The following is a 16206-nucleotide window of genomic DNA, read 5'->3' on the forward strand; positions in this document are numbered from 1 at the left end:
AAAAACAGTGTTAGAGTACGGATTTAAAGATGACAGCCTGTCATTACATACAGACCTTTATCAGATCAATATGGCGGAAACGTACTGGAGAGACGGCATTCATGAAAAGAAAGCGATTTTTGAGCTGTTTTTCAGAAGGCTTCCGTTTGAAAATGGCTATGCCGTATTTGCGGGCTTGGAAAAAGCCATTGAATACTTGGAAAATTTCAAGTTTACGGATAGCGATTTGAGTTATTTACAGGATGAACTCGGGTATCATGAAGATTTTATTGAATATTTGCGCGGCTTATCTTTTACAGGTTCACTTTACTCCATGAAAGAAGGAGAGCTCGTTTTTAACAATGAGCCGATTATGAGGGTGGAGGCACCCCTGGTAGAAGCGCAGCTGATTGAAACAGCTTTGCTCAACATTGTGAACTATCAAACATTAATCGCAACAAAGGCTGCCCGGATTAAAGGCGTCATTGGTGATGAAGTTGCGCTTGAATTCGGAACAAGACGGGCACACGAAATGGATGCGGCCATGTGGGGAGCGAGAGCAGCCTTAATCGGCGGCTTTAGCGCGACAAGCAATGTAAGAGCCGGAAAGCGCTTTAATATCCCGGTTTCCGGCACACATGCGCATGCGCTTGTGCAGGCTTACCGCGATGAATATACAGCTTTCAAAAAATACGCGGAAACACATAAGGATTGCGTTTTCTTAGTTGACACGTATGACACGCTTCGTTCAGGCATGCCGAACGCGATTAGGGTTGCCAAGGAATTCGGCGACCGCATTAATTTCATTGGCATCCGTCTGGACAGCGGCGATTTGGCGTACCTGTCAAAAAAAGCCCGGAAAATGCTTGATGAAGCAGGATTTACAGATGCGAAGGTGATTGCTTCAAGCGATTTGGATGAGCACACCATTATGAATTTAAAGGCTCAGGGAGCGCGCATTGATGTCTGGGGTGTCGGTACGAAGCTGATCACTGCCTATGACCAGCCGGCTCTCGGCGCAGTTTATAAACTCGTTGCCATTGAAGAGGACGGGAAAATGGTTGACACGATCAAAATTTCGTCCAATCCTGAAAAAGTGACGACACCGGGCAGAAAGAAAGTCTACCGCATTATTAACCAGTCCAACCATCATTCTGAAGGCGACTATATTGCGCTTTATGATGAGCAGGTGAATGATCAGAAGCGGCTCAGAATGTTCCACCCGGTTCATACATTCATCAGCAAATTTGTCACGAATTTTTATGCGAAGGATCTTCATGAGCTGATTTTTGAGAAGGGTATTCTTTGCTACCAAAACCCTGAGATTTCAGACATACAGCAGTATGTGCAGGATAACCTCAGCCTGCTTTGGGAGGAATATAAGAGAATCAGCAAGCCGGAGGAATACCCGGTTGATTTAAGCGAGGACTGCTGGAGCAATAAAATGCAGCGGATCCACGAAGTGAAAAGCAGAATTGAAGAAGAGCTTGAGGAAGAATAAAGAAAAACTGGCCTTTCGTTCGCGAGGGGCCAGTTTTCTTTATGTATATATTATTTTTCATGTTTAGACAATTTTCGTCAAATTATTTGATATACTTAGGGGTGAAAGCCGCGCGTATTGTAAGGGGGATAAATCAATGAGGGTGTTTGTTGCAAGACAGCCTATTTTTAATAGAAAAGAACAGGTTGTTGCTTATGAACTGCTGTATAGAGAAAGCGAAGAGAACGTGTATAGCGCTAAAGACGGCGATCAGGCAACAACAGATTTGGTGATCAACAGCTTTTTAAACATCGGAATTGAGAAGCTGACGGAAGGGAAACGCTGTTTTGTTAATTTTACGGAAAGCCTGATGTTTTCGAATCTTCCCACCTCCTTCAATCCGAAACAGCTTGTCATTGAAATCCTTGAAGATATACCGATCACGCCGGCCCTCATTTCTAGATGCAAAGAATTGAAAAAAATGGGGTATATGCTGGCGCTTGATGATTTTTATGCAATAAACCCGCAAGATGAGGACTTACTGGAAAAACTCATGAGCTATATTGATATATTGAAAATTGATTTTCTCAAAACAACACGAATGGAACGCAGAACAATTTTGCAAACCTACGGCTGCCGCGGCCTGATTTTTTTAGCGGAAAAAGTAGAGACCCGAAAAGAATATAAACAGGCGGTCCAAGACGGCTTTCAATTATTCCAAGGCTACTTTTTCAGCGAGCCGCGCATCATCAGCGGGCATGACCTATCGACTCATTTCTATTCTTACTATGAACTGCTTAACGAACTGAGCAAAGAGCAGCCTAACATAAAGCGTGTGACAGAGTACATAGAGCGGGATTTATCACTGTCCTATCAGATTTTAAAATTTTTAAACTCATCCCACAGCCGTTTGAGCCAGAAAATTGAAAGCATTCAACAGGCCATTATGCTGTTGGGATTTAATGAAATCAAACGGTGGATATATATTCTTTCCTTTAAGGATTTAAGCAGGAAAGGGCATTCCAGCAAGCACGAAATCATTAAGATTTCTTTGATAAGAGCAAAGCTTTGCGAACTGCTGGCGAGAAAGACATCCCGGCCGCAGCCTGCTTCTTATATGCTGATCGGAATGTTTTCTCTCATAGACACCCTCCTGCATAGAGAAATAGAGGAAATTGTTCAAGAATTGCCTTTAAAAGATGAAGTCGGGCAAGCATTATTAGGCCATCAAAACGACTACTACCAAATGCTTGAGCTTGTGAAATTAATTGAAAGCAACAACTGGGACACTTGCTCGGAATTAGGCAATCAACTCGACAAAGAAGAAGCGTATGAATGTTATTTAGAGGCTCTGGAATGGTGTCATAATCTTATGGACGCAAAATGATTGCGGTCCTCTGACCACCGCAAAGCAAGAATCATTCGGCTTTGCGTTCCGATAAGGCTGATATAGATGCCGTCGGGATTAAAGACCGTATCCACTTCATGCCGGACGCCCATTTGTTTGATTAGGCGCTTGATGGTTTGTTTATCGGACTGCTCGGCTGCGGTCAGAATGCGGCGCGAGAGCTCCCGCGAGCCCGCAATGCGGCTGAGAACAAGCTGGGCATCCGCAAATATCCCTCCGGCCTGCTTCGCTGAACGGATAAAGGTATCAATATTGTTGGCAGGAGCGGGCGGACGGCGTACCTCATACGGATACACGTAAAACCAGGGATAACGATATCTCATGAGAGCACCTCGCAAAAAAGGATGTTTCTATATGTATAGATCCCTAATTGCCGAATATGACAAAGCGAAAAGGCCACAACTTTAGCGTTGCGGTCTTTTTCGGTGTTTGTCGGTCAGGAAACGCCAATAATCGCATATTCAATTTTGAAAATACGGTATGAAGGACTATAGTCTTGCTTAGTAAAAATGCGAAACACGTTAAAATCAAGGGAGTTAAGAATCTTTCTCAATTTGAGCAGAAAAATACGCTTCTGCACATAGAAAAATAGTCCCGTTCTTGTTGTGATCTCTTTGAGTATAAGGGCCTATTGATATTTGCGGTGTCACGCAGGATCTTTTTGCATACTTTTCGGTGAAAAATGAGCCGAAAGCAGATACACTATTAGTAACAGATCAAATACCTAGGACTCGTTCACCATACACAATTCATTGATCTTTCAAAAAAAGGAGTGTGGAAACGATGGAAAAGAAACTTGAAGAAGTAAAACAATTGTTATTCCGACTCGAACTTGATATTAAAGAAACGACAGATTCATTACGAAACATTAACAAAAGCATTGATCAACTCGATAAATACAATTATGCAATGAAAATTTCGTGAAAAAGACTTGGAAACAAGTCTTTTTTTTCGTTCTACCGATACAATAAATGGATAAAGTATTATATGATTGTTAAAAAACGAAAAACCTGCTGTCCTTTAAATGTCCCATTTAGTAAAATGGAATGGGAGGGGGGAAGTCGTTATTGAGCAGATATGTTTAGATTCTGTCCGGATCAAGGAGAAAATGAAGGAGATTGTGGATGAAAATATTTTAAATGAGGACTTAAAAGTGAAGCTCATTTCTTTTATCGAAGAAAAAAAACAATTTTCATTTGCAGAACTAGCTTATTACCATTACATAGCATTTGATGGAAAAAACGACAAAGCAATTGAGTTATTGGCGTCAGGTATAGAACTTTTAATTTTATCTGCGGACATTTTTGACGATATTGAGGATAAGGACAATCTTCAGGCTTCTTGGATGAAATTAGATCCTTCTATAGCAACTAACGCAGCTACCGCACTTTATACATTAAGTCTGCAGGTAATAGGTTCAGTCTCAAATCATCCAAAACTTTTAAGCCTTACTTTGCAATATTCACTCCAATCTTTACAAGGACAACATGTAGATTTGAATTTAACAGCCTCATCAGAATCAGAGTATATTGAAATGATTAAACTTAAGTCGGGTTCTCTGGTAACATTGCCCAGTATTCTTGGTGTATATCTGGCAACTGGAGAATGTAATGAAACAGTTGAGGAGTATTCACGTTATTTAGGTGTAGTCGAGCAAATTGCAAATGATCACTATGGACTTTATTACCCTAACAATAATGACTTCAAAACTAGACATACGCTTGCCTTCAATTATCTTAAAAATAAATTTAACCAATCATCAATTGACTTATTAAATTTTTATGCGCAAGAAAATCATATGATAAATAATTTGGAAGATTTGAAGGGAAAGTTAAGAGAATCAGGTGTAATACAATATTTGAATGTTATAAAAAATTTAGCAGTGGAAAATTTTAAGGAATCATTCAAAAAACTGAGATTAGATGAACAAAGAAAAAATAAATTACTTATTCAATTATTAAGGGGGATTTAATTTGAAACATATTGATAAAATCATTAGCCATCTAGTAAACAACCCGGAAGCGTTTGATCAATTTAAGAATGGTAACTTAACCTTGCTAAATATAAATGAAAAAGAAAAGAAAGCAATATTATACGCGTTTGAACAAGGAGAGGTGCCAAGAACAAGCAAGTGGCCTCCAATAGAAGCTATTAGTAATTTTTTTGAGGATGATAAAAGAAAAAGTTTGATTTAATTACGGGATGATGTGATGTACAGATATATTAACGTCTATAAATATTTGTCTCTAGTTTTTATCATTTTAAGTTTTATTTATGTTATATACCTCTCGTATAGCTTTGCTTTTAACATCTTCGTAGGTGCGGATGTAAAGATAAATGAACAGGGTAAGTTAGAGGTCACTAATGTTTTAGATTATACAGATGAATATTATTCAGGTGTGAAAAAGGGAGATATCATTCTTGAAGTAAATGGGGAGAAAGGCAGTGATATTCAATTAAAAAGTGGAAGATTGGTCAATGTAGAAAGTTTAATTGTTGAGAGAGATAATAAATCATTTCATTTACAAAATGTAAGCCTAATCAGTGAAGAAAATTTATTTATGTATCTCATTCCTGTAATATCTTATTCAATCTGTTTATTTTGTATATTTTTTATTTATAGAATAAATAAAGTAAGAAAATCAACTTCTGCTTATATTTTAATATTATTTTTGTTATTTGTATCAGTAGCGTATGTAAGTGCATGCGGGGCAAGAAGAGGTGAAGAGATAAGCACTTACCTGCTTGTTCTTACTTTAGTCAGCTGTCCGGTGTTATATATTCATTTTATATATAAATACTTTATAGAATTAGGAACAAAGTTATTCGAAAAGAAGATTTTAATCATTATGTATATGCTCCCGCTAATAAATCTTTTATTAGAGGACGTTCTGAGTAATAGATTAAAATCTTCGGCTTTTTTGTCTAATCTGAATTTGATTTCATTTTTTGTCCTAGTTCTTACTGTATCGATTCTTATCCATAAAGGGATAAGAAAATTTAAACAAAAAGAGCAAAAGTCAATTTTGAAAGTCCTTGCTTATACAAATATCTTTTCTTTCAGTCCGTTTATTGTCTTTTTTGCTGTTCCATATGTGTTTTTGGAGAAGTATGTCTCACCTTTTAGTTTGGCTGCTTTTACACTTGTTATACCTTTTTCTTTAGTATATCAATTTATGACTAATAGACTTTATAATATCGACTTTGTTGTGGGGCGGCTTAAGTACTACGGTTTTTTAGCCATTACACCTACTATTATCGTAGTGACCATCTTTAATTACATTCAGCAACCAAAGGATATCTTTTATTTAGTTAAACTAACAATTGCAATATATGTGCTTATGTTTGCCGTTTTTTACTTTAAAGAGATTATTGACTTTCGTTTCAAGTTAAAAAGATTTACTGAAAAATTTAATTATCAAGATGGGATTTTTAAATTTACTCAATTAATAAAGCAAGCATCATCAGTAGATCAAGTACTTAATCACTTTAAGAATACAATCTTAGATGTATTAAATATAGATAATGCTTGTGTGTATGATAATTCAAAAGGAGAAATTACTCTCCTTAGCAAGAATAACTTTAAAGATCTCACTTATAAAAATCATGAGCAATATGTGAAAAATTTTACTGGTGATATCGGCAAAATTAAAGAGTTTAAACAAGGTTTTATTATTAAAATAGGTGAACGAGGAGACAAATCATTTTTAGTACTCTGTTTCTCAAGTTATAATACTTTTAAATTAACAAGAGATGAAATTGCATGGCTCCAAACATTAGCGTTTTATACAAATGTTTCATTGGAAAACGTGATGAAAATAGAGGAATTGATGGTGCATCTTGAGGATTTAAAACAACAAGAATCCAACCCCGTATGGCTCAAAAAACTCATGTACACGATCGAGGAAAAACAACGCTCCGATCTCGCCCGCGATCTCCACGATTCGGTTCTTCAGGATTTGATTTCCTTAAAACGCCAGTGTGAGCTGTTTTTGGGTGATTTTAAGAAGGGTGATAATCCGTGCCGTGAAGAGGTGCAGGACAAGCTTGTACAGATGAATGAGCAGATGTCTGATGTGATTTCGATGACGAGGGAGACGTGTCATGAGCTGCGGCCGCAGCTTCTGTATGATCTTGGATTGGTGAAGGCGTTGTCGAAGCTGGTGGCGCAGCAGCAGGAGCGGGTTCCGTTTCATATCCGTTTAAATACCGGCAGATTTACGGCTTCCCTTGATCTGGATTCGCAGCTGAATTTATACCGGATCATTCAAGAGTTTCTGTCTAATGCGGTTAAGCACTCTCAGGCGACGGATGTGCTGATTATGCTCATTAGTATTCAAAACAAAATCGTTCTTCATTATGAGGACGATGGCGTTGGGTTTGATCAGGAAAAGAATACTGAGCATTCCATGAGCATGGGGCTTTCTGGCATTAAGGAGAGAGTCAGGGCTTTAGATGGGCGCCTTCGGATTGAAACAAGTGAAGGAAAGGGCTTTAAGGCTGATATTGAAATCGAATTGTAATGGATTTATAACGGAAACGACTTGGCACAGGCCAAGTCTTTTTTATAAAATGGAAAAGAGTGAGTAAAAGGGAGGAAAACATGAAAAAGATACTAGTGATTGATGACCATCCGGCTGTCATGGAAGGCACCAAGACAATTTTGGAAACGGATTCGAATTTGTCTGTTGATTGTCTCAGTCCTGAACCGAGCGAACAGTTTATCAAGCAGCATGATTTCTCGTCATATGATCTTATTTTAATGGATCTGAATTTAGGTGGCGAGGTCAATGGGATGGAGCTTTCTAAACAGATTTTACAAGAGAATCCTCATTGTAAAATTATCGTGTATACCGGTTATGAGGTCGAGGATTATTTCGAGGAAGCGATTCGTGCGGGTCTGCACGGTGCCATCAGCAAAACGGAATCTAAAGAAAAGATCACCCAATACATATACCACGTACTCAACGGAGAAATTCTAGTCGATTTTGCTTACTTTAAACAGCTGATGACTCAGCAAAAAACAAAGCCGGCTCCTTCCTCTCAAAAAGAACAAGATGTGCTCACACCTAGAGAATGCCTGATTCTTCAAGAAGTTGAAAAGGGATTTACAAACCAAGAAATCGCAGATGCCCTTCATTTAAGCAAGCGGTCCATTGAATACAGCTTGACATCGATTTTCAATAAGCTGAATGTCGGTTCACGGACGGAAGCGGTTTTGATTGCGAAATCAGACGGTGTACTTTAAATGTTGGGGGTGTAGATGATGGATACGAAACACACATTGCTTGAAGCGCTTGGTATAGAGATTATTGAAAACACAGCGGAACGATGCGTTGCGGTCATGCCGGTGGATCATCGGACGGTTCAGCCGTTCGGATATTTGCATGGGGGCGCTTCAGTGGCCCTGGCGGAAACAGCAGCGAGCGCAGGTGCACAGAACTTGATTGATCATTCAACACAGGCTTGTGTCGGCTTGGAGATTAACGCCAACCATTTAAAATCTGTAAAGGAAGGAACGGTAAAGGCGGTAGCCGAGCCCGTTCATATCGGCAGAACGACGATTGTCTATCATATTCACATATATGACGAGCAAGAGAGGCTGATCTGTATATCCAGATGCACGCTGGCTGTCATCAAGAAATAAAAAAACAGCCGGAACTCTGCCTGTCCGGCTGCTTATTTTTATAAATAAGAATCCTCTTTTCGTTTAATCACAAAGTTTCTGATTCCGTTATAGTCATCCTGCACGCTTCTCTCATCAAGCTTGACGCCGGAGTTATACGCAGCACGGCAGATCAAGTGCCCGCCGATAGGCGACGTAATAAAGATAAAGAGAATCCCAAGCAGGATTTTAGCGGAGAGCTCCCCCGTCACAAACCACAAATAGAAGAAGACACCGAGCAGAATCATATTGACACCCAATGTTGAGCCTTTAGAAGCAGCATGAGCGCGTGTAAACACATCGGGAAGGCGAAGTACGCCAAATGAAGCAATGAGGCATACAAGAGCTCCCAGCAATATGAATACAGCCACAACAACTTTAGCGGTTTCGATCATTTTCGATAATCTCTCCTTTCTCCAGGAACTTGGAAAATGCGATCGTTCCGATAAACGATAAAATCCCCAGCAACAAAATAATATCCAAAAACGCACTTGTTTTCAGCAAAATGGAGACAAGCGCCGTGATTGCGATCAGATTGATGCCGATTGCATCCAGAGCCACCACCCGGTCAGGCACAGTCGGCCCTTTAATGACACGAATGACATACAAAAAGGTAGACACTGCCATAATGCCGAGCGCGATTTGCAGGATCAGTGTAAACATCACCGGCTCACCTCCTGTATGGCTTTTTCAAATGATTCCCGAATATCAAAAATCGCTTTTTCCGCATCCTCGATATCCATTGCATGAATATAAAGTATTGTTCTGTCATCTGAAATATCCATCACCAAGGTTCCCGGTGTTAATGTAATGAGCAGAGAGAGCAGGGTGATTTCCCAGTCCTTCGTCAGTTCAGTTTTAAAAGCAAAAATACCCGGTCTGATATTCAGTTTTGGAGATAAGACTGATTTCATCACACTGACATTGGCAAGGTACAGTTCCTTTATAAAAATGAAACAGAGCTTGATAATAGAAATCAATTTCCATAGATAAAACTGGCGAGTGAAAAAGCGCCGGAAGAAAAAGAGAGAGAGCATTCCCAGAATATAGCCTGTAATGAATCCTGCGGCGCTTGGACTGTTGCTTAAGAACATCCAGCAAAAAGCGAGAAACACATTTAATAAAATTTGAAATGCCATGCGATCTACTCCTTCAGAACAGCTTCGATATATTTTTCCGGATTCAGCAGCGTCTCGGCCGCTTGATCAACGTAAGGCGACACCCATTCTGTACCCAACCCGAAGAGAAGAGACAGCAAGAGAAAAATAGCTGCCGGATAAAGAAGTCCTTTAGCTGTTCGATGATTTGGTTTTGGCGTTTCTTTTTCTTCGCCCCAAAACGCATGTATAAAGATCCTCAGCACAGAGTACAGTACGAGCAGACTCGAAAGCAGAATCAGCATGGATATCGTAAATTCACCTTCTGCGAAGCCGCCCTCTGCAATTTTAAATTTGCCGACAAATCCGCTCAGTGGCGGAATGCCTGCAAGAGAAATAGCGGAAATGAAAAACATCCATCCAAGAACAGGATAGCGTTTGATCAGCCCGCCCATTTTATGCAGGTTTGCAGTTCCAGTCAATGCGATCAGCGTACCCGCCAGCATAAACAAAGCGCCCTTAATCAGCATATCGTGAATCAGATAGTAGATCGCGCCCTGAATGGATGCGGGGGTGTGTACTGCCACACCGAACAAAATCACGCCGACAGCGGTAATAATGTTATAGATCACAATTTTCATGACATTCGAATAAGCGAGTGAACCGATCACACCGAAAATCACAGTCAGCGCCGCCAGCCAAATCATCAGCTGATGGGTAAAGGCTGTATCGTGAATAAAAATCAATGTGAAAACCCTCGCAATCGCATATAACCCGACTTTTGTCAGCAAAGCGCCGAACAACGCGGAGATTGCCGCCGGTGGCGCGTAATAAGAGCCTGGAAGCCAAAAGTAGAGGGGGAAAATTCCGCCCTTCATGCCAAATACCAAAAGCAGCAGGACACCAATCACAGTGATCAGCCCGGTTTGTCCTGATTCGCTGATTTTCACGCTAAGATCCGCCATGTTTAACGTACCGGTTACAGCGTATAAAAAACCGACCCCTATGACGAACAGGGCAGACGACACGATATTAAACACAATATATTTAAGGGATTCGCGCAGCTGAATTTTTGTGCCGCCTAATACAATCAGCATATAGGAAGCAATAAGCAGAAGCTCAAAAAATACGTACATATTAAATAAATCGCCTGTTAAAAACGCTCCGCTGACGCCGGCAAGCAAGAACTGAACGCCGGAGTAGTAAAAGGAGCGCTCCCGTTTTTCACCGACAGAACGGAAGGAATAAAGCCCAACCAATAAACCGATGATCGCTGTTGTGAGAACGAGAAGGCTGGCGAATTGGTCTGCGGCAAGCACAATGCCGTACGGCGCATTCCATCCGCCTAGGCTGAGTGTCTGGATGCCTTTTGTGAAGACAGTCTGTACAAGTATGCCGCTAATCACAATCCCGATGGCCGATGCCGCCGTGCTGAAGATTCTCATGAGCATAAGATTCTTCGTCATGAAAATCAGAAGAATAGCCGACAAAAGCGGGATCAGGATTGGCAAAATAACAAAATTATTCATGTTGATCATTTCCCCTCATTTGATCCATATCGTCCGATTTCAATTCCTGATAAGCGCGAAAGGCCATGACGAGGATGAATGACGTAACGCCAAAAGAAATGACAATTGCGGTCAAAATCAGGGCTTGCGGAAGCGGATCGACAAATGATTTGGCATGCTCGCTCAAAATCGGAGCGGCGCCTTTCTTTAATCCTCCCATAGTCAAAAGCATTAAATGAACGCCATGGCTTAACAGTGCTGTTCCGATAATGACGCGAAGCAGGCTTTTAGACAGCAGCAAATACGTGGCAGCCATAAAAATAATACCGGCTAATACAGCCATTAAGATTTCCATTATTCTTCCTCTCCAATCGTTTGAATAATGGTCATCGTTATGCCTACGACAACAAGATAAACGCCTAAATCAAATATCGTCGCTGTGGCGAGCTCCGTTTTCCCAAGGATCGGCAGCTGAAAGTATCCGAATGTGTGGGTTAAAAAAGGAGCCCCGAAGACAAAGGAGCCAACGCCTGTTAATACAGCGAGCAGAAGGCCGGCTCCCGCGACATAAATGAAATTGACCGGCAAAAGGGAACGCACGGTTTTTAAATCATATGCCAGAAGCAAGAGAACGATGGAAGAGGACGTGATCAGTCCGCCGACAAAGCCTCCTCCGGGCGCGTTATGCCCTGATAAAAATAAATAGAAAGAGAAAAGCAAAATGATAAAGGATACAAGCTTTGTCGCAGTTTGAAGAATCAAGTCATTTGTTTTTTGTTCATTCACCGCTTTTCCCCTCCTCTTTTACTTTTGTTTTAATCATGCTGTAAATGCCGAGAGCGGCTATCGTTAATACCGTAATTTCAAACATTGTATCAAATCCCCTGAAATCAACAAGAATGACATTGACGACATTATCCCCTCCGCCGAGATCGTGGCTGTGTTTGACAAAGAAGGACGCAATGCTGTCTTTTGTCCGCTGGCTTGACGATGCGATGCCGAGCAGAGTAACGATAACACCGACGCCTAAAGAAATGATAAAATTCGTCATCCGGAACGTTCTCGTTTTTGTTTTCAGCCTCAGTTTCGGCAAATGGTAGAAGCAAAGCAGAAACAGTGCCACAGAAATCGTTTCAATGACGAGCTGAGTCAATGCCAAGTCCGGCGCTCTGAAAATGACAAAAAACAATGCAAGCGTATAACCGACAACACCGAGTGCAATGATCGCCGTCAGTCTTGACCTAGCAAAAACAGTCGCCACTGTGGCGCTGATCATGACAAGCGTCAAAATGATTTCGTATACACCGATTTTAGCCATGCCTTCCGTTTTAAATGAAAATCCGCCTTTAATGGCAAAAGCTCCGCCTATCAGAATGATGAAACCAGCGAAGATATACAGCAAATAATCTCTTAAAAACCCGGTCATATATTGTTTTGTGACCCGGTAAGAGCCTTTCTCCATCAGAGTCAAAAGCTTATCGTATAACCGGTTGAGTGTGAGTTTCGAAGGAAACAGTTTATAGATTCCTTTCCACTTATTCAGCGACAAATAACCAATTGTTCCGATCACAACAATACCCGCAGTCATGAGCAATTCCGTTGTAACCCCATGCCACTGTGAAATGTGAACGTGGAATTTCTCATGGCCGGCAAGCAGTGTCGGATAGATTGAGTTCATCGCAGGCTCTATCAGGCTGTACGACAATATATTCGGGAAAAAGAAGAGACTGACAGCCAAAGCGACAAGAATGACCGGTGGTACGAGCATGCCGACAGGCGCCTCGTGAGCCGGTTTTTCAAGCTGCTCAGGCTGGTAATTTCCTCTGAATGTTTTAAACAGCAATTTCATGCTGTAGATAAACGTAAATACACTTCCGATCCAGGCGAAAAGAGGGAACAGAACGCCCCATGTCTGCACGTTGAACAGGTCAAAATGTGTCACGCGAAGCATGCTTGTGAAAAACATTTCTTTACTCAAAAATCCGTTAAACGGCGGTAAGCCGGCCATTGAAAATGTCCCGATTAAGGAAATGGTAAATGTAATCGGCATAATCGCCATCAGGCCTCCTAGCTTCCGGATATCCCGTGTGCCTGTTTCGTGATCGATAATCCCGACTGCCATAAACAAGCTTCCTTTAAAGGTTGCGTGGTTGATCAAATGGAAAATGGCAGCCATAGCGGCAACTGTATAATATTCTGTATGTCCGTAATGAAGGGCCGCAGCACTGACTCCGAGCATGGAGATGATCATGCCGAGCTGGCTGACGGTTGAAAACGCCAAAATCGATTTTAAATCAGTTTGTTTCACGGCATGGAATGAACCCCAAACCATCGTAAAAAGGCCAACGAGGGACACGATCCAAAACCACTGAGCTGAAAAGGCGAAAATAGGACTGAATCTCGCAATCACATAAATGCCGGCTTTTACCATAGTAGCTGAATGGAGATAAGCGCTGACAGGCGTCGGAGCTTCCATCGCGTCAGGGAGCCAGATGTAAAAAGGAAATTGCGCTGATTTCGTAAAAGCCCCTAATAAAATGAGAATCATAGCCGGGATAAACAATTCGTGGCCGGCAATTAATTGAACCTGATGAACCATCTCTCGAATACTGAAGGAATCCGTTATCAAATAAAGGAGAATAAATCCGCCGAGCATGCACAGCCCGCCGCTGACCGTAATCAAAAGTGATTTGGCTGCGCCATAGCGCGACTTTTCCCGCTTATACCAATAGCCGATCAGCAAAAAGGATGAAAGGCTTGTAAGCTCCCAGAACATGTAGAGAACCATGACATTGTCTACTAGAACGACGCCGAGCATGGCGCCCATGAACATCAATAAGTAGACATAAAAGGGCCCAAGCTGTTCTTTTTCTTTCGATAAATAAAAAATGCTGTAAAGAGTGACCAAAGAGCCAATGCCTGTGATCAGTAAGGCGAATAATAACCCGAGGCCGTCTATATAAACGGTAAAGTTAATGCCGAGTGACGGAATCCACTCTAATACCGATCGAAGTGTTTCTCCAGATTGTGTCATCCTGATCATTGGGAGAAAGTATATAAACAGCAAGACGGGCAAGATCAACACAAACCAGCCCGTATGCACTCTTTTTGCGTATTTTGCCAAGAAGGGAATGATAAAAGCAAATAAAAAAGGCGATAAAATAGCAAGATGTAAGAGCTGCAAAGATAAGACCTCCTTTTCTCGTTCTCAATTGAAAAATGCGCTATGTATGAAATATACGGTCAAACGACCTAGTCCAAATTATATCGCACTTTTCTGCAAGCTGCCACGCTTCGAACTGCTGTAATGGGTTTTTATGAGTTCTTTTGACCTCAAAATAAGTCTAACAAAAAAGAGGTTATTTGTATATTTAAAATCAATCCTGATCAAGCTGAAGGAAAGGAGCTGGTCATGTGAAAAGAAAAGTCGTGATGTGCTCAGGTTTATTCTGCTCAGTATTTGCAGGGGCATTCATGTTGAATCAATATGACGGGCGCAGCGGTGTGGCGGCTAGTGATGAGTGGGAGCTGTATTTACTGGAGCACCACCTGTCAGCCAGAATGAGTGAGACGGAATCAAAGGATCTGCCGTTTGGTCCCCGAGAGTATATTCGGATTGTGAATAAATAAAAAAAGAGTTCCGCATAAAACGGAACTCTTTCTGTTTATGAAGTGAAAAAACGAAGCAGCACTGTCGCGCAAATAACTGTGCCTGCACCGCCGAGACGGGTAGAAATTTGGGCAAACGGCATAAGGCCCATTCTTCCTGATGCCGATAAAATGGCAACATCACCCGTTCCGCCGAGGCCGCTGTGGCAGCAGGTAACGATTGCGGATTCAACCGGATACATGTTCATCAGCTTGCCTACGAAATATCCAGAACCAATCATCGCGATAACAACTGAAATACAGATGATGACAAACGGAATAGAAATCACAGACGCTACGTCATCCAACGGAATAAAGAGGATGCCGAGACCGACCATCAGCGGCCATGTAAAGCTTGAAGAAATAAACTTATAAAGCTGGTAAGCGCCTTCTTCCATTTTTTTCGGAAGAATATTCGCATACTTGACAGCCGCAGCTGAAATAATCATTAAGATCGCGCCCGGGATGAAGATGAATTTCTCCAATAACCCGCCAAAAATAAAGAATGTACACGCGAGCAGAACTCCCGCTCCCATTAGTTTAAAATCAATTTTTGCTTCGGCTTCTTTTTGATTGAAAATCTCATTTGCTTTTTTAGATTTTACGAGACGTCCGTTCCCATTTAGATCTGGACGCTTATCGCCAAGCTTTTTCATTAAGGCTGCACATATGATAGCAAAGACGTTTCCTATAATTGCGGCTGGAACCAGCTGAGACACAAATACATCAGCGGATGAGCCCAGTATTTGTGAATAGGCGATTGAAAGCGGCAAAATCCCTTCACCTATTCCCCCGGCAATAATCGGGACAACAACAAAGAAAAAGGAATCATAGGCACTATAGCCAAAAATAAATCCGACAAGGATGCCGGCTGCAACGGCCGCGATCGTTCCTGCAACCAGTGGAACGAACATTCTGATAAACCCCTGTATTAAAACAATTCTGTTCATACCGAGGATACTTCCCACAACAAGGCAAGCGATATAGAAATAAAGGAAGTTAGACGTTTTCATCAAGTTGGTTACAGCGTCTAAAGATGTTGAATTCAGTACATTGTAAAAGACTAAAAATGAAGGAACAAACAAAGATAAAATAGCAGGGCCGCCAATATCCTTCAATATCGGTATGCGTTGGCCTATGTCTCCGAGAAACACACCAAGAATCATAATGATGGCAAACCCGCCAAGCATATTTGCCGGCAGCTCATTGTAATAGGCTGCAAGAATAATAATAACTGCTAATACTGTGTATAATGGCAGAGGAATCACACCGATTTCCCAAGACCAGATTTTTTGAAACAGGTTTTTCCCCTGTGAGTCTTTTTGCTCAGGTGAAATTGTCCCCGTTTTTGGAATTGCTCCCATGTCATACACCCCCATGTATTGTTTGTTACAGTCTACAAGAAAGCGTTAACACTTCAT

The 16206-nt window shown here is 41.4% G+C and carries 19 protein-coding genes; 9 read left to right on the forward strand and 10 right to left on the reverse strand.

Annotated features, from left to right (window positions below; genetic code table 11):
• The first annotated feature begins 7 nt into the window (after positions 1 to 7).
• Both M1D94_RS04965 and pdeH read left to right on the forward strand, forming a co-directional pair.
• Complete coding sequence (locus M1D94_RS04965) at positions 8 to 1480, forward strand: nicotinate phosphoribosyltransferase (RefSeq protein WP_003228788.1); 1473 nt, start codon at positions 8 to 10, stop codon at positions 1478 to 1480.
• A gap of 136 nt (positions 1481 to 1616) precedes the next feature.
• Positions 1617 to 2846 carry a cyclic di-GMP phosphodiesterase gene (pdeH, locus tag M1D94_RS04970; protein WP_003243525.1) on the forward strand — a complete coding sequence of 410 codons (1230 nt, stop codon included), beginning with the start codon at positions 1617 to 1619 and terminating at the stop codon, positions 2844 to 2846.
• On the opposite strand, the gene M1D94_RS04975 is transcribed toward pdeH, so the two are convergent.
• Together M1D94_RS04975 and M1D94_RS04980 are read right to left on the reverse strand one after the other, a co-directional pair.
• Positions 2822 to 3190: a hypothetical protein gene (locus M1D94_RS04975; protein ID WP_038828672.1), complete on the reverse strand. Its 369-nt coding sequence runs from the start codon at positions 3188 to 3190 to the stop codon at positions 2822 to 2824. The two genes, pdeH and M1D94_RS04975, sit on opposite strands and share 25 nt — an antisense overlap.
• Positions 3191 to 3303: 113 nt before the next feature.
• Complete coding sequence (locus M1D94_RS04980; protein WP_161621781.1) at positions 3304 to 3429, reverse strand: hypothetical protein; 126 nt, start codon at positions 3427 to 3429, stop codon at positions 3304 to 3306.
• Positions 3430 to 3650: 221 nt separating this feature from the next.
• On the opposite strand from M1D94_RS04980, the gene degQ reads away from it, so the two are divergent.
• The 6 genes from degQ (at position 3651) to M1D94_RS05010 (ending at position 8514) form a co-directional block, all read left to right on the forward strand.
• Positions 3651 to 3791, forward strand: coding sequence for a degradation enzyme regulation protein DegQ (gene degQ, locus M1D94_RS04985; protein WP_003220708.1), 141 nt, complete (start codon positions 3651 to 3653; stop codon positions 3789 to 3791).
• A gap of 184 nt (positions 3792 to 3975) precedes the next feature.
• Entirely contained in the window at positions 3976 to 4839 is an 864-nt protein-coding gene (locus tag M1D94_RS04990) for a polyprenyl synthetase family protein (RefSeq protein WP_043858576.1), read from the forward strand.
• Between the two features lies 1 nt (position 4840).
• Positions 4841 to 5062 carry a competence pheromone ComX gene (comX, locus tag M1D94_RS04995; RefSeq protein ID WP_014480704.1) on the forward strand — a complete coding sequence of 74 codons (222 nt, stop codon included), beginning with the start codon at positions 4841 to 4843 and terminating at the stop codon, positions 5060 to 5062.
• A 15-nt stretch (positions 5063 to 5077) separates the two neighbouring features.
• Positions 5078 to 7390 carry a histidine kinase gene (locus tag M1D94_RS05000; protein ID WP_077671126.1) on the forward strand — a complete coding sequence of 771 codons (2313 nt, stop codon included), beginning with the start codon at positions 5078 to 5080 and terminating at the stop codon, positions 7388 to 7390.
• Positions 7391 to 7470: 80 nt separating this feature from the next.
• The gene (gene comA / locus M1D94_RS05005; protein WP_003220716.1) at positions 7471 to 8115 is read left to right on the forward strand and encodes a two-component system response regulator ComA; all 645 of its coding nucleotides are present in this window, start codon (positions 7471 to 7473) and stop codon (positions 8113 to 8115) included.
• A gap of 18 nt (positions 8116 to 8133) precedes the next feature.
• A complete protein-coding gene (locus M1D94_RS05010) occupies positions 8134 to 8514 on the forward strand; it encodes a hotdog fold thioesterase (protein ID WP_424934940.1) in 381 nt (126 codons plus the stop codon).
• A 38-nt stretch (positions 8515 to 8552) separates the two neighbouring features.
• Here M1D94_RS05010 and mnhG read toward each other — a convergent pair whose 3' ends face one another.
• The 7 genes from mnhG to M1D94_RS05045 are packed head-to-tail and all read right to left on the reverse strand — an operon-like array spanning position 8553 to position 14321.
• On the reverse strand, positions 8553 to 8927 hold the full coding sequence (gene mnhG / locus M1D94_RS05015; protein ID WP_014477830.1) for a monovalent cation/H(+) antiporter subunit G: 375 nt from the start codon (positions 8925 to 8927) through the stop codon (positions 8553 to 8555).
• On the reverse strand, positions 8911 to 9195 hold the full coding sequence (locus M1D94_RS05020) for a Na(+)/H(+) antiporter subunit F1 (protein WP_003228814.1): 285 nt from the start codon (positions 9193 to 9195) through the stop codon (positions 8911 to 8913). The genes mnhG and M1D94_RS05020 overlap by 17 nt, the downstream gene beginning before the upstream one ends.
• The gene (locus M1D94_RS05025; RefSeq protein ID WP_003228815.1) at positions 9195 to 9671 is read right to left on the reverse strand and encodes a Na+/H+ antiporter subunit E; all 477 of its coding nucleotides are present in this window, start codon (positions 9669 to 9671) and stop codon (positions 9195 to 9197) included. Before M1D94_RS05025 ends, M1D94_RS05020 begins: the two co-directional genes overlap by 1 nt.
• Positions 9672 to 9676: 5 nt before the next feature.
• Positions 9677 to 11158, reverse strand: a complete 1482-nt coding sequence (locus M1D94_RS05030) for a Na+/H+ antiporter subunit D (RefSeq protein WP_424934941.1) — start codon at positions 11156 to 11158, stop codon at positions 9677 to 9679.
• Positions 11151 to 11492: a Na(+)/H(+) antiporter subunit C gene (locus M1D94_RS05035; RefSeq protein ID WP_003220730.1), complete on the reverse strand. Its 342-nt coding sequence runs from the start codon at positions 11490 to 11492 to the stop codon at positions 11151 to 11153. The genes M1D94_RS05030 and M1D94_RS05035 overlap by 8 nt, the downstream gene beginning before the upstream one ends.
• On the reverse strand, positions 11492 to 11923 hold the full coding sequence (locus M1D94_RS05040) for a Na(+)/H(+) antiporter subunit B (protein WP_003228819.1): 432 nt from the start codon (positions 11921 to 11923) through the stop codon (positions 11492 to 11494). The genes M1D94_RS05035 and M1D94_RS05040 overlap by 1 nt, the downstream gene beginning before the upstream one ends.
• Positions 11916 to 14321, reverse strand: coding sequence for a Na+/H+ antiporter subunit A (locus tag M1D94_RS05045; RefSeq protein ID WP_019712489.1), 2406 nt, complete (start codon positions 14319 to 14321; stop codon positions 11916 to 11918). Before M1D94_RS05045 ends, M1D94_RS05040 begins: the two co-directional genes overlap by 8 nt.
• Before the next feature lie 230 nt (positions 14322 to 14551).
• Here M1D94_RS05045 and M1D94_RS05050 point away from each other — a divergent pair, with 230 nt between their 5' ends.
• A complete protein-coding gene (locus M1D94_RS05050) occupies positions 14552 to 14767 on the forward strand; it encodes a hypothetical protein (RefSeq protein WP_015483630.1) in 216 nt (71 codons plus the stop codon).
• Positions 14768 to 14802: 35 nt separating this feature from the next.
• On the opposite strand, the gene maeN is transcribed toward M1D94_RS05050, so the two are convergent.
• On the reverse strand, positions 14803 to 16149 hold the full coding sequence (maeN, locus tag M1D94_RS05055; RefSeq protein WP_021480493.1) for a sodium/malate symporter MaeN: 1347 nt from the start codon (positions 16147 to 16149) through the stop codon (positions 14803 to 14805).
• Positions 16150 to 16206 lie beyond the last annotated feature (57 nt).

The sequence above is a fragment of the Bacillus sp. JZ109 genome (genome assembly GCF_053903135.1).

What these genes read in the sequence shown, in the direction of transcription:
- M1D94_RS05030 (WP_424934941.1), bottom strand. Translation starts at nt 11,158, where the DNA reads ATGAATAATTTTGTTATTTTGCCAATCCTGATCCCGCTTTTGTCGGCT.
- M1D94_RS05000 (WP_077671126.1), top strand. Translation starts at nt 5,078, where the DNA reads ATGTACAGATATATTAACGTCTATAAATATTTGTCTCTAGTTTTTATC.
- M1D94_RS05035 (WP_003220730.1), bottom strand. Translation starts at nt 11,492, where the DNA reads ATGGAAATCTTAATGGCTGTATTAGCCGGTATTATTTTTATGGCTGCC.
- mnhG (WP_014477830.1), bottom strand. Translation starts at nt 8,927, where the DNA reads ATGATCGAAACCGCTAAAGTTGTTGTGGCTGTATTCATATTGCTGGGA.
- maeN (WP_021480493.1), bottom strand. Translation starts at nt 16,149, where the DNA reads ATGGGAGCAATTCCAAAAACGGGGACAATTTCACCTGAGCAAAAAGAC.
- M1D94_RS05025 (WP_003228815.1), bottom strand. Translation starts at nt 9,671, where the DNA reads ATGGCATTTCAAATTTTATTAAATGTGTTTCTCGCTTTTTGCTGGATG.
- degQ (WP_003220708.1), top strand. Translation starts at nt 3,651, where the DNA reads ATGGAAAAGAAACTTGAAGAAGTAAAACAATTGTTATTCCGACTCGAA.
- M1D94_RS04975 (WP_038828672.1), bottom strand. Translation starts at nt 3,190, where the DNA reads ATGAGATATCGTTATCCCTGGTTTTACGTGTATCCGTATGAGGTACGC.
- M1D94_RS04990 (WP_043858576.1), top strand. Translation starts at nt 3,976, where the DNA reads ATGAAGGAGATTGTGGATGAAAATATTTTAAATGAGGACTTAAAAGTG.
- pdeH (WP_003243525.1), top strand. Translation starts at nt 1,617, where the DNA reads ATGAGGGTGTTTGTTGCAAGACAGCCTATTTTTAATAGAAAAGAACAG.
- M1D94_RS05020 (WP_003228814.1), bottom strand. Translation starts at nt 9,195, where the DNA reads ATGTTTACACTGATCCTGCAAATCGCGCTCGGCATTATGGCAGTGTCT.
- M1D94_RS05010 (WP_424934940.1), top strand. Translation starts at nt 8,134, where the DNA reads ATGGATACGAAACACACATTGCTTGAAGCGCTTGGTATAGAGATTATT.
- comA (WP_003220716.1), top strand. Translation starts at nt 7,471, where the DNA reads ATGAAAAAGATACTAGTGATTGATGACCATCCGGCTGTCATGGAAGGC.